The organism is Pseudomonas panipatensis (genome assembly GCF_900099785.1).
In the GTDB taxonomy this organism is placed as follows: Bacteria; Pseudomonadota; Gammaproteobacteria; order Pseudomonadales; family Pseudomonadaceae; genus Pseudomonas; species Pseudomonas panipatensis.
Window position 1 is genome coordinate 146228 of the sequence record NZ_FNDS01000007.1, and the last position, 12461, is coordinate 158688.

Here is a 12461-nt window from a genome sequence, read left to right on the forward strand (position 1 = left end):
CCCTGTCGCTCCATCCACCCCGCGCTTGAAGCCTGACGCCATGTCCTTTCGCTGGTACCCGATCGTCTTCGCCGTCGCCGCCCTGGTGTTGCTGCCGCTCAGTGTGCTGGCGCTGAGCTGGGCGGAGATCGATGGCGAGATCTGGACGCATCTGTGGGAGACCCAGTTGCCGCGCCTGCTCGGCAACAGCCTGCTGCTGGTGCTGGGGGTCGGCCTCGGCGTGACCCTGCTGGGTACCAGCCTGGCCTGGCTCACCGCCCTCTGCGAGTTTCCCGGGCGGCGCTGGCTGGACTGGGCGCTGATGCTGCCCTTCGCCATGCCGGCCTATGTGCTGGCGTTCGTCTTCGTCGGCCTGCTGGATTTTTCCGGCCCGCTGCAAACGTTGTTGCGCGAGTGCTTCGGCAGTGGCCTGCGCCTGCCGCGGGTGCGCTCCAGCGGCGGGGTGATTCTGGTACTGGTGCTGGTCTTCTATCCCTACGTCTACCTGCTCGCGCGCGGCGCCTTTCTCGCCCAGGGGCGCGGTCTGACCGAGGCGGCGCGGGTGCTCGGGCTGTCGCCCTGGAAAGCCTTCTGGCGCGTGGCCCTGCCCATGGCGCGACCGGCCATCGGCGCGGGGCTGGCGCTGGCGGTCATGGAGACCCTGGCCGATTTCGGCGCGGTGGCGGTGTTCAATTTCGACACCTTCACCACCGCCATCTACAAGACCTGGTATGGCTTCTACAGCCTGTCCAGCGCCGCGCAACTGGCCAGCCTGCTGCTGCTCGGGGTGTTCCTCGTGTTGCTCGGCGAACGGCGCAGCCGTGGCCGCGCGGCGGGCGCCAGCGAGCGGCCGCGTTCCGCCGCGCTGTACCGGTTGCGCGGCTGGAAGGCCGGCGTCGCCAGCGGCTGGTGCGGGCTGGTGTTTCTCTGCGCCTTCGTCGTGCCGCTGGCGCAACTGCTGCTGTGGTGCTGGCAGCGCGGGCGCTTCGACCTCGACGCGCGTTACCTTGACCTGCTCGCGCACAGCCTTGGCCTGAGCGGCGCGGCGGCGGCGCTGACGGTGGCGGTCGGCCTGCTCCTGGCGTTCGCCCGGCGCCAGGCGCCGAGCCCGCTGCTGCGTGGCGCGCTGGGGCTGGCCCATCTCGGCTACGCACTGCCCGGCTCGGTGCTGGCGGTGGCGATCATGCTGGCCTTCAGTTGGCTGGACAATCACTGGGTGGTCCCCCTGTCGAGCGCCCTCGGCGGGGCCGGCAAGCCGTTGCTGCTGGGCAGCCTGGGTGCGCTGTTGCTGGCTTACCTGATCCGCTTCCTGGCGGTGGCCCAGGGACCGCTGGAAAGCACCCTGGCACGGATTCGCCCGTCGTTGGACGAGGCGTCGCGCAGTCTCGGCGTCAGCGGCCTGGGCCTGTTCCGGCGGGTCTATTTGCCGCTGCTCAGCCCGGGATTGCTCAGCGCCGCGCTGCTGGTCTTCGTCGATGCGCTCAAGGAAATGCCGGCGACCCTGCTGATGCGTCCGTTCGGCTGGGACACCCTGGCCGTGCGTATCTTCGAGATGACCAGCGAGGGCGAATGGGCGCGCGCCGCGCTGCCGGCGTTGAGCCTGGTGCTCGCCGGGCTGCTGCCGGTGGCGCTGCTGATCCGCCGCTCCGCCGCCAGCGGCGTCGGACGGAATTCAGGTGTCCAGCATTCCACCTAGCGGCTACAATGCGCCCGTTTCGTGCGGGCCGACCTCGCGCTCCGCATCCGCAAATCCCGGAAGGAGACCACCCATGGGACAGCGCACCCCGCTCTACGACCTGCATGTCGCACTCGGCGCCAAGATCGTCGATTTCGGCGGCTGGGACATGCCGTTGCACTACGGCTCGCAAGTCGAAGAGCACCACCAGGTACGCCGCGACTGCGGCGTGTTCGATGTTTCCCACATGACCGTGGTCGACGTCACCGGTCCGCAGGCCAAGGAATACCTGCAACGCCTGCTGGCCAATGACGTCGAGCGTCTGCAGGTGCCGGGCAAGGCGCTCTACAGCGGCATGCTCAACGACCAAGGCGGGGTGGTCGACGACCTCATCGTCTATCTCGGCGTCTACGGCTACCGCGTGGTGGTCAACGCCGCCACCCGCGAGAAGGACATGGCCTGGATGCAGGCCCACACCGAAGGCTTCGAGGTCACCCTGCAGCAGCGTCCGGACCTGGCCATGCTGGCCGTCCAGGGCCCCAACGCACGGGAAAAGACCGCCGAGCTGGTGACCCCCTCGCGCGCCGCGCTGATCCGCGAACTCAAGCCCTTCCAGGGCAAGGCCGATGGCGATTGGTTCATCGCCCGCACCGGTTACACCGGTGAGGATGGCCTGGAAATCATGCTGCCGGCCGCCGAAGCGCCGGGCTTCCTCAACGAACTGGTCGGCGCCGGCATCGCCCCCGCCGGCCTGGGCGCGCGCGACACCCTGCGCCTGGAAGCCGGGATGAACCTCTACGGTCAGGACATGGACGAGAGCATCTCGCCGCTGGCCGCCAACATGGGCTGGACCATCGCCTGGGAACCGGCCGCGCGCGACTTCATCGGCCGCCAGGCGCTGGAGGCGCAGCGCGCCGCCGGCAGCCAGCCGAAGCTGGTCGGCCTGGTGCTGGAAGAGCGCGGCGTGCTGCGCGCCCACCAGGTGGTGCGGGTCGCCGGTGTCGGCGACGGCGAAATCACCAGCGGCAGCTTCTCCCCGACCCTCGGCAAGTCCATCGCCCTGGCCCGCGTGCCGGCGGCGACCGGCGACCGCGCCGAAGTGGAAATTCGTGGCAAGTGGTACCCGGTACGCGTCGTTCAGCCGAATTTCGTGCGCCATGGCAAGGCCCTGATCTAAATTGCATAGGCGACCCGTCGTCGCCGCTGCCCAGTCCTCGAGGAAAACAAGATGAGCAATATTCCCGCCGAACTGCGTTACGCCGCCAGCCACGAGTGGGCGCGCCTGGAAACCGACGGTAGCGTCACCGTGGGCATTTCCGATCATGCTCAGGAAGCCCTGGGCGATGTGGTCTTCGTCGAACTGCCGGAACTCGGCAAGCAACTGGCCGCCGGCCAGGAAGCCGGTGTCGTGGAGTCGGTCAAGGCCGCCTCGGACATCTACGCGCCGGTGGGCGGCGAGGTGATCGCGATCAACGAGGCGCTGGCCGACACCCCGGAAAACGTCAACAACGATCCCTACGGTTCCTGGTTCTTCAAGCTCAAGCCGAGCAACCCGGCCGAGCTGGACAAGCTGCTCGACGCCGCCGGGTACCGGACGGCCTGCGACGCAGACGCCTGACCCTGATACGTCCCTCAAGGCCTCGATTCGTCGGGGCCTTGTTTTTCGTCATCGCTGTACGCCTTAGTTCGAGATGGACGCCATGTCGCAGACCCCTTCGCTTTCCCAGTTGCACCAGTCCGACGCCTTCCTCAGCCGCCACCTCGGCCCCGACGGGATCGAGCAACAGGCCATGCTCGACGTCCTCGGGGTCGCCAGCCGCGACGAACTGATCGTGCAGACGGTGCCGCCCGCCATTCGCCTGAACCGTCCGCTGGCATTGCCGGCGGCGCTGGATGAGCAGGGCGCACTGGCGAAACTGAAGGGCTATGCGCAGCAGAACCAGCTCTGGACCAGCCTGATCGGCACCGGCTACTACGGCACCGTCACGCCCACCGTGATTCTCCGTAACGTGCTGGAAAACCCCGGCTGGTACACCGCCTACACCCCGTACCAGCCGGAAATCGCCCAGGGCCGCCTGGAGGCGCTGCTGAACTTCCAGCAACTGACCATCGACCTCACCGGCCTCGACCTGGCCAGCGCCTCGCTGCTCGACGAAGCCACCGCCGCCGCCGAAGCCATGGCCCTGGCCAAGCGCGTGGCCAAGGCCAAGAGCAACCTGTTCTTCGTCGACGCCAACTGCCACCCGCAGACCATCTCGGTGGTGCAGACCCGCGCCGACGCCTTCGGCTTCGACCTGGTCGTCGATGCGCCGGAAAACCTCGGCCAGCACCAGGTGTTCGGCGCGCTGCTGCAATACCCGGACAGCCATGGCGAAATCCGCGACCTGCGTCCGCTGATCGCCGCCCTGCACGCGCAGCAAGCCATCGCCTGCGTCGCCGCCGATCTGCTCAGCCTGCTGCTGCTCACGCCGCCGGGCGAACTCGGCGCCGACGTGGTCCTCGGCAGTGCCCAGCGTTTCGGCGTGCCCATGGGCTACGGCGGTCCGCATGCGGCCTTCTTCGCCACCCGCGACGAATACAAGCGCGCCATGCCCGGCCGCATCATCGGCGTGTCCAAGGACGCCCGTGGCAACACCGCGCTGCGCATGGCCCTGCAGACCCGCGAACAGCACATCCGCCGCGAGAAGGCCAACTCCAACGTCTGCACCTCGCAGGTGCTGCTGGCCAACATCGCCAGCCTCTATGCCGTCTACCACGGCCCGCAAGGCCTCAAGCGCATCGCCCAGCGTGTGCAGCGGCTGACCGCGGTGCTCGCCACCGGCCTGGCGGCCAAGGGCGTCAAGCGCCTCAACCAGCACTTCTTCGACACCCTGACCCTGGAGGTCGGCGGGCAGCAGGCAGCGATCCTCGAACGCGCCCGCGCCCTGCGCTACAACCTGCGCATCGTCGGCGACGATCGCCTGGGCGTAAGCCTCGACGAAACCTCCAGCGCGCAGACCGTCGCCGCGCTGTTCGACATCTTCCTCGGCGCCGGCCACGGCCTCGATGTCGCCGCGCTGGACGCCGCCGCCGTGGCCGACGGCATTCCCGCCGCGCTACAGCGCAGCTCCGCCTACCTGACCCATCCGGTGTTCAACCGCCACCACAGCGAAACCGAGATGCTGCGCTACCTGCGCCAGCTCGAAGGCAAGGACCTGGCGCTGAACCAATCGATGATCCCGCTGGGCTCCTGCACCATGAAGCTCAACGCCACCAGCGAGATGATCCCGATCACCTGGCCGGAATTCGCCAATCTGCACCCCTTCGTGCCGCGCGAGCAGGCCGAGGGCTACCGCCTGATGATCGAAGAGCTGGAGCATTGGCTGTGCGCCATTACCGGCTTCGACGCCATCTGCACGCAGCCCAACTCCGGCGCCCAGGGCGAATACGCCGGGCTGCTGGCGATCCGCAAGTACCACGAGAGCCGTGGCGACACGCACCGCAATATCTGTCTGATCCCGTCCTCGGCCCACGGCACCAACCCGGCCTCGGCGATCATGGCGAGCATGCGCGTGGTCATCGTCGAGTGCGACAAGGGCGGTAACGTCGACCTCGCCGACCTCAAGGCCAAGGCCGCGGAAGCCGGCGCGCAGCTGTCCTGCCTGATGATCACCTACCCCTCGACCCATGGCGTCTACGAGGAAGGCATCCGCGAAATCTGCGAGGTCATCCACAGCCACGGCGGCCAGGTCTACATGGACGGCGCCAACCTCAACGCCCAGGTCGGCCTGGCGCGTCCGGCCGACATCGGCGCCGACGTGTCGCACATGAACCTGCACAAGACCTTCTGCATTCCCCACGGCGGTGGCGGTCCGGGCATGGGCCCGATCGGCGTGAAGAAGCACCTGGCGCCCTTCGTCGCCAACCACCCGGTGATCCGCATCGAAGGCCCTAACCCGCTGAACGGCGCGGTCAGCGCCGCGCCCTGGGGCAGCGCCAGTATCCTGCCGATCAGCTGGATGTACATCGCCATGATGGGCCCGCAACTGGCCGACGCCACCGAGGTGGCGATCCTCAACGCCAACTACCTGGCGAGCAAGCTGGATGGCGCCTTCCCGGTGCTCTACCGCGGGCGCAACGAGCGCGTCGCCCACGAGTGCATCCTCGACCTGCGGCCGCTCAAGGCGCAGACCGGGATCAGCGAGGAAGACGTGGCCAAGCGCTTGATGGACTACGGCTTCCACGCGCCGACCATGTCCTTCCCGGTGCCCGGCACGCTGATGGTCGAGCCCACCGAGAGCGAGTCCAAGCATGAGCTGGATCGCTTCGTCGAGGCGATGCTGAGCATCCGCGCGGAGATCGCCAAGGTCGAGACCGGCGAGTGGCCGGCCGAGGACAACCCGCTCAAGCGCGCGCCGCACACCCTGGCCGACGTCACCGGCGTGTGGGACCGGCCGTACCCGATCGCCGAAGCGGTGACCCCCACCGAGCACACCCGCGCCTTCAAGTACTGGCCGGCGGTCAACCGGGTCGACAACGTCTACGGCGACCGCAACCTGTTCTGCGCCTGCGTGCCGGTGGGCGACTACCGCGAGTAAGCGTCGATCGCCCATGAAAAAGCCGCCTTCTGGCGGCTTTTTCATGGCTGTGCGATACGCCCCGGCGGTCGTCGGGGCGGCTCACTCGCGCGGCTTGAGCGACACGCGCGAGACCAGCACGAAGAGGAAATAGCACAGCAGGATCATCAGCACGTTGCCGAGCATCCCCAGCAGGTTGTACAGCGGCGCCGGCAGCAGCGAGTAAAGCTCCAGGCCGACGACGCTGAGCAGGCGGTTGAGCAGCCAGAAGCCCTCGCTGGCGATCATCAGGATGAGCACGATCTTCAGGGGCTGGACGGGATCGGACATCGAAACACTCCTTGTCATGAATAAGGCGGATAGCGCCGGACTGCGGCTTTATCCGCCTTGTCGCGGCCGGGCGCAAGCATCCGGCCGCGTCGCCGGGGCCTCGCGCTCAGCGTTCGCCGGCGAGCAGGGCGCTGGCCAGTTCCTGGTCGCTGCGTTGTTGCAGGTCCGGGTGCTGTTCGCGCAGGCGCTGCAGTTCGGCTTCCAGGTAGGGGCCGCGAATGGCGCCATCGCTGGCGACGAAGCTGCTGGCGTCATCCGCCAGCGGGCCGACCAGCTTGCGGTCGCCGCCGCTGGTCAGGTAGCTGGAGGCGGTGGTGGCGCCGGTGGAAACCAGGCCGCGAAGGAAGCCGTCATCCCGTTCCCTGGCCATGGCCGAGGCGAGGGGCAGGGAAAACAGGGCGAGGGCGATGGCCGCTCCGGTGATACGCATGGCTACTCCTTGGGTGTCTGCGTTCGCGCCCCTCAGAGTGCCGCACAGGCGGCGAGTTCCAAGCCGCCTGACTGATTTTTCCTACGTGCCGACGGCCTGCTCATTCGCCTTTCAGCAGCGGGTCGTCCGGGTTCTGCTGTTCCAGTTCGGCGAGCAGCATCTGCACCTTCTCCAGTTGCCCGGTTTCGCGCAGGTAGCCGATCAGCGCCAGGCGCGCCTCGCGGTTCGCCGGGTGGCGCTGGAGCAGTTGCTCGAGCTGTTGGCAGGCGGCATTGGTGTCGCCGCTGTCATGCAGGCCGATGGCCAGGACGTAGCGGAATTGCGCGTCGTCCGGGCTCAGGCGCACGGCTTCCTGCAGTGCCTTGAGCGCGGCGGGGCGCTGGCCCTGACGCACCAGGGACAGGCCCAGCGTGTGCTGCAGCAGGGCCGAGCGCGGATGGCGCTTGAGCGCGGCATCCAGCAGTTGCTGCGCCTCCGCATTGCGTTGCTGGCTCTCCAGCCACTGGGAGAGGCTGACCAGCGCCGGCAGGTAATCCGGGTCGCGTTGCAGGGCGGCGCGCAGTGCCGGCTCGACCTCGGCAGCGCGGCCGCTGGCCTGGTAGAGCATGGCGCGGTTGAGGTTGGCCTCGGCGCGCTCGGCGAGGGCCGACTGCACCGCTTCGTATTCCTGCAGGCCCCTCTGCAGGCGCTCATCCAGGCCGGCGCGCGCCGCCGCCGGCAGTTGCAGCAGTTGCCAGGCGGCGGCGATGCGCACGGCGCGTATCGGGTCATCCAGCAGCGGCGCCAGCAGCGTGGCTTGCTGCGCCGGCGCGGCCAGGGCGGCGAACGCGTCGATGGCGGCGTGGCGGACCTGCGGCTCCTTGTCGCCGAGGGCGGCGCTGGCCAGCTCCAGGGAGCGCTGGCTCGGGTAGGTCGGCAGCTCGGCGAGCAAGGTGGCGCGGCGGATCGCCGGCAGGTCGCTGGTCGCCAGCAGCAGGTGCAGCGCCCGCGAAGCGCCTGGCTGGCCTTCGCGGGCTTTCCACAGGCCGTCGTCGTAGCGTGGCGCCGGGTTGCTCGACGGCGCCGGCTTGCGCGCATCGCTGGCGTACCAGAGCTGGAATTGCTGGCTGATCTTCGCCGTCGCGCTGTCGCGGTGGCAGCCCAGGCAGGCATCCGGCGCGCCCAGCTTCTGCGAGTGCTCGGGGTTGGGGACGCTGAAGCTGTGATCGTGGCGGTAGTGATTGACCATGTAGTACTTGCCCGGCATGTGGCAGGCGGTGCACTGCGCGCCCGGCGTACCGGGCTGGTGGTGATGGTGCTCGGGCGAGTCGTAGTCCTTCGCCTGCAGACCGGCGCCGTCGATGTCCGCGCGCAGCGGCTTGCCGGCGCTGTTGTGGCATTGCAGGCAGAGGCCGTTGCCGGCGATCTTCAACTGGCCGCTGTGCGGGTTGTGGCAGTCGATGCAGCTCACGCCCTTGGCGAACATTTTGCTCTGGGTGAAGGAACCCCACTCGAAGACCTCGTCCTTGATCTTGCCGTCGATCTGGTACAGCTCGCGGGTCAGCAGGCTGGGCAGGTAGTCGTCCATGAAACGCTTGCCGGGCTGGGCGCCATCGCCCAGGGGCGCGCGGCGGGCGTGGCAGCGCGCGCAGGTTTCCACCAGGGCGCTGGCCGGGGTGCGGCGGTCGAGGGGCGTGTCGAATCCCTTGGCCGGGGAGCTGTCGGGCTTGGTCGTCCATTCCAAGTGCCGCGAGGCCGGGCCGTGGCAGGCCTGGCAGCCGACGCCGGGGCTTTGCCAGTGGCTGGCGAAGCTGTCCGTGGCGGCATCGAACCGGCGGGTGAAGTCGGTGCTGTGGCAGTCGATGCACATGAAGTTGGCGTTGTACGCCGGGCGCGTCCAGTGCAGCTCGTCCTTGAAGTCGATGCGCTGTCCGGGGTTGAGCTGGAACCAGCGCTGCTTGTGGCTATCCCAGGCCACGCCGAGGGCCTGCAGGCGGCCGCCGGGGTACTCCAGCAGGTATTGCTGCAACGGCGCCACGCCAAAGGTGTAGGCGACCTTGAAGTCGGCCGGCTTGCCGTCGGCGCCGGGGGTGTTGACCCAGAACTCGTCGCCCTTGCGGAAGAAACGGGTGCTTTCCACCTCGCCCTTGAAGCGCACGTCGTTGAAGTCGCCCTGGACGCTGTCCGCGCTGGCCTCCTGCATGGCGCGCTGGTGGTGCGAGCCCTTCCAGTCCTGGATCTGCGCCAGGTGGCAGCCCTGGCATTGCCGCTCGTCGACGAAATGCGCCGGCGCGGGGGCGCTGGCCACGGGGGGCGCGGGGGTGGCCGAGGCGGCGGCGGAGGTCGGCAGCAGCGCTGCGCTGTGCTGCACCTGCCACCAGAGCCCGATGCTGGCCGCCAGCAGCAGGCAGGCCAGGCCCGCGAGCAGGCGCTGGCGGAAGACCCTGCGCGGTTCCACCGCGGCGGGGGCTGGAGAGCGGGCGCTTTTCGAGTGGGTCTTTGGCATGCGGACATCCGCTCCGCGAGACGAGGGTACGACGAGGTGTCAGCAGCTTCAGTGACTGCTCCGGGCTTGTCAAACCGAAACCGGGAAGCGCCGCCGCCGGCGCGCGCGGGCTTCCCGTCGCGCCGCACTCAGGGCTGGCGGATCGCCGCGACCCGCGCGCTGTCGACCTTCACCGCCGGGTTGCCGAACTGGTTGGTGAGGTAGTTGACCAAGGTGGCGATCTGCTGGTCGTCCAGGCTGCCGGCGAAGCCGGGCATGAACACCTCCTGTTCGCCGGTCTTGCGCTTCACGCCGTTGAGCACCACCTGCACCAGGTTGTCCGGCTGCTGGGCGCCGACCGTCGTATTGTGGCTGAGCATCGGGTAATAGCCGTCCTTGACCCCGTCGCCGCTCCAGGCGTGGCAACTGGCGCAGTTGCCGAGGAACAGCCGGGCGCCGTCGTCGCGGGTTTGCGGGTCGAAGTCCTGGCCGCGCAGGCTGACCACCTCGTCGGCCGGCTCGCCCCAGGCGAAGCGCGCCTTGCGCTCGCCGTCGCTGACCGCCTTGACGCTGCGCAGGTAGGTGGCCATGGCCTGCAGGTCGGCGTCGCTGAGGTACTGGAAGCTGTGCTGCACCGCCTCGGCCATCGGTCCGGCGGCCTGCGCCTTGCCGGCTACGCGGCCGGTCTTCAGGTACTGCACCAGCTCGGCATCGCTCCAGCCGCCGATGCCGCTGTGGGTGTCGGCGGTGATGTTGAAGGCATACCAGCCGCCCAGCGCCGCGCCGGCGAGGAAGTCGCTGTCCTTTTCGTCCAGCGCCTTTTCCTGGAAGGCCAGGCCGCGCGGGGTATGGCAGGTGCCGCAGTGCGCCGGGCCCTGGACCAGGTAGGCGCCGCGGTTCCAGGCCTCGCTCTGCTTGGGATTGGCCTGGTAGGTCTGGTCTTCGTGGAAGGCCAGGTTCCAAAGCGCCAGCGGCCAGCGCATGTTCAGTGGCCAGGGAATGTCGCTGTCGTGGTTGGCCTGGGCCACGGCGTCCACGCCGCCGCGCAGGAAGTAGGCGTAGAGCGCCTGCATGTCCTCGTCGGTGATCTTCGCGTAGGCCGTGTAGGGCATCGCCGGGTAGAGGTGCATGCCACCCTTGGCCACGCCCTCGCGCAGGGCGCGGGCGAAGTCGTCGTAGCTGTAGTTGCCGATGCCGGTGCGCGGATCGGGGGTGATGTTGCTGGCGTAGACATCGCCCAGCGGCGTGGCCAGCGGCAGGCCGCCGCTGAACGGCCTGCCGCCCGGCGCCGTATGGCAGGCCGCACAGTCGGCGGCGCGGGCCAGGTATTCGCCGCGCTTGAGCAGCTCCGGCGGGGCCGGGTCGAGGGCCGGCGCCGGATGCGCCAGGAGCGGTGCGAGGAGCAGGGTGACGCCGAGGCCGAGAAGGGAGAGACGCATGCTCAGGCCTCCTGCTTCAGGCGCTCGGCCAGGCGCAGGGCCAGGGCGGCGATGGTCAGGGTGCAGTTCACCGAACCGACGGTGGGCATCACCGCGCTGCTGGCGATGAACAGGTTCGGGTGGTCGTGGCTGCGGCAGTCCTTGTCGACCACCGAGTCCGCCGGGTCGTCGCCCATCAGCGTGGTGCCGGTGATGTGGTTGTTGTTGGCGAAATTGTCCTCGAACTTCACCTCGGTTCCGCCCATCAGCTTGGCCGCGTGGGCGTAGACCTCGCGGGTGTGCAGCGCGCTCTTGCGCACGTAGTCGTCCATGGCATAGGTGAACTCCGGCTTGGCGATGCCGATGGCGTCGCGCTCGCTGCTGCTGGGCACGATGCGGTTCTCCGGGTGCGGGAGGATTTCGTGGAAGCTGTCGAAACGCACGAAGCGCGCGGCACGATCGCGAATCCGCGCCTCCAGCTCGCGGCCAAGCAGCAGCGGGCCTTGCTGGATCAGCTCGGCGGCCACCTGATCGACCCGCGAGAGGTTCGACAGGTGGATCTTCTTCGCCGCGTACTGGCTGCGGAAGGCGCCGTCGCGGAAACCGACCATCGAGGTCATCTCCTGCGGCCCGCGACCCGGCCAGAGCTTCTCGTCGGCATAGAACTGCACGGCGGTGCCGGGGTGGTCCATGAGGTTGCGGCCGACCATGTCCGAACGGTTGCCGACCTCCGACATCAGCATCAGCTTGGGCGTTTCGATGCCATTGGCGGCGAGCACGAAGGTCTTGCCCTCGACACGCACCTCGTTGCCCTGCGGGTCCTTGTACAGCGCGGCGACGATGCGCCCGCCCTCACCCTTTTCCAGCTTGAACACCACCGCGTTGTCGATCAGCCGGGCGCCGGCGCTCTCCGCCTTCTCGACATGCACGATGCCGTTGTACATGGCGCCGATCGGGCAGATCGGCATGCAGTTGTTATTGCCGCAGCAGGTCGGTCGCTCATCGTAGGGGCGGCTATTGCGCGCCACCGGCTCGGTGACCACGCGGTAGCCGTTGGCGTTGAGCACGCTCTTGATGCGCTGCTCGTTCCACGACAGCGCCAGCGGCGCCATGGGGTAGGGCTTGCTGCGCGGCGAACCGAGGTCCTCGTCGGACGGCCCCCACACGCCCAGCTCCTCTTCGGCGCGCTGGTACCAGGGCTCCAGCTCGGCGTACTCGATCGGCCAGTCGCGGCCGACGCCATACAGGCTCTTCAGCTTCAGGTCGTTGGGCAGGAAGCGCCAGGCCGACGCGGCCCAGTGCCAGGTGGTGCCGCCGACGGCGCGGATGTACTGCACGTCGTAGGGGTGTTCGCCCTTCTGGATCAGGTAGTGATTGTCCGGGTGGTATTGCGGGTGTGGCGCATGGGCCATCGATGGGTAGGGCGCCTGGTTGTCGGACTTGTCCGGCTGGTTGCGGAAGCGTTCGACGATCTCCCAGCGCGACAGCCGCGGGCCGGCTTCGAGGATCAGCACGTCCTTGCCGGCCAGGGCCAACTGATGGGCGACCAGGGCCCCGGCGACGCCGGAGCCGACCACCACGTAATCGGCGCTTTGCGTATCGGCCATGC

9 protein-coding genes are annotated in these 12461 nt (G+C 68.7%); 4 read left to right on the forward strand and 5 right to left on the reverse strand.

The genetic code is table 11. The annotated features are described in order from the left end of the window. Positions 1–40 precede the first annotated feature (40 nt). The 4 genes from BLQ74_RS17160 (at position 41) to gcvP (ending at position 6231) form a co-directional block, all read left to right on the forward strand. Complete coding sequence (locus tag BLQ74_RS17160) at positions 41–1675, forward strand: ABC transporter permease (protein WP_090264344.1); 1635 nt, start codon at positions 41–43, stop codon at positions 1673–1675. Positions 1676–1748: 73 nt separating this feature from the next. Further along, positions 1749–2831 carry a glycine cleavage system aminomethyltransferase GcvT gene (gene gcvT, locus BLQ74_RS17165; protein ID WP_090264346.1) on the forward strand — a complete coding sequence of 361 codons (1083 nt, stop codon included), beginning with the start codon at positions 1749–1751 and terminating at the stop codon, positions 2829–2831. A 51-nt stretch (positions 2832–2882) separates the two neighbouring features. Then, complete coding sequence (gene gcvH, locus BLQ74_RS17170; RefSeq protein WP_090264347.1) at positions 2883–3272, forward strand: glycine cleavage system protein GcvH; 390 nt, start codon at positions 2883–2885, stop codon at positions 3270–3272. Positions 3273–3354: 82 nt separating this feature from the next. Then, positions 3355–6231: an aminomethyl-transferring glycine dehydrogenase gene (gcvP, locus tag BLQ74_RS17175; protein ID WP_090264807.1), complete on the forward strand. Its 2877-nt coding sequence runs from the start codon at positions 3355–3357 to the stop codon at positions 6229–6231. An 81-nt stretch (positions 6232–6312) separates the two neighbouring features. On the opposite strand, the gene BLQ74_RS17180 is transcribed toward gcvP, so the two are convergent. The 5 genes from BLQ74_RS17180 to BLQ74_RS17200 form a co-directional block, all read right to left on the reverse strand. Next, positions 6313–6540, reverse strand: a complete 228-nt coding sequence (locus tag BLQ74_RS17180) for a hypothetical protein (protein ID WP_090264349.1) — start codon at positions 6538–6540, stop codon at positions 6313–6315. A gap of 106 nt (positions 6541–6646) precedes the next feature. Beyond that, positions 6647–6970: a DUF2388 domain-containing protein gene (locus BLQ74_RS17185; RefSeq protein ID WP_090264351.1), complete on the reverse strand. Its 324-nt coding sequence runs from the start codon at positions 6968–6970 to the stop codon at positions 6647–6649. Positions 6971–7070: 100 nt separating this feature from the next. Further along, positions 7071–9455: a tetratricopeptide repeat protein gene (locus BLQ74_RS17190; protein WP_090264353.1), complete on the reverse strand. Its 2385-nt coding sequence runs from the start codon at positions 9453–9455 to the stop codon at positions 7071–7073. 128 nt (positions 9456–9583) lie between these two features. After that, a complete protein-coding gene (locus BLQ74_RS17195) occupies positions 9584–10873 on the reverse strand; it encodes a cytochrome c (RefSeq protein ID WP_090264355.1) in 1290 nt (429 codons plus the stop codon). A gap of 2 nt (positions 10874–10875) precedes the next feature. Continuing rightward, positions 10876–12459: a GMC family oxidoreductase gene (locus tag BLQ74_RS17200; protein WP_090264357.1), complete on the reverse strand. Its 1584-nt coding sequence runs from the start codon at positions 12457–12459 to the stop codon at positions 10876–10878. Positions 12460–12461 lie beyond the last annotated feature (2 nt).

Coding starts and splice junctions, on each gene's coding strand:
- BLQ74_RS17160 (WP_090264344.1), top strand. CDS start 41: ATGTCCTTTCGCTGGTACCCGATCGTCTTCGCCGTCGCCGCCCTGGTG.
- gcvT (WP_090264346.1), top strand. CDS start 1,749: ATGGGACAGCGCACCCCGCTCTACGACCTGCATGTCGCACTCGGCGCC.
- gcvH (WP_090264347.1), top strand. CDS start 2,883: ATGAGCAATATTCCCGCCGAACTGCGTTACGCCGCCAGCCACGAGTGG.
- gcvP (WP_090264807.1), top strand. CDS start 3,355: ATGTCGCAGACCCCTTCGCTTTCCCAGTTGCACCAGTCCGACGCCTTC.
- BLQ74_RS17180 (WP_090264349.1), bottom strand. CDS start 6,540: ATGTCCGATCCCGTCCAGCCCCTGAAGATCGTGCTCATCCTGATGATC.
- BLQ74_RS17185 (WP_090264351.1), bottom strand. CDS start 6,970: ATGCGTATCACCGGAGCGGCCATCGCCCTCGCCCTGTTTTCCCTGCCC.
- BLQ74_RS17190 (WP_090264353.1), bottom strand. CDS start 9,455: ATGCCAAAGACCCACTCGAAAAGCGCCCGCTCTCCAGCCCCCGCCGCG.
- BLQ74_RS17195 (WP_090264355.1), bottom strand. CDS start 10,873: ATGCGTCTCTCCCTTCTCGGCCTCGGCGTCACCCTGCTCCTCGCACCG.
- BLQ74_RS17200 (WP_090264357.1), bottom strand. CDS start 12,459: ATGGCCGATACGCAAAGCGCCGATTACGTGGTGGTCGGCTCCGGCGTC.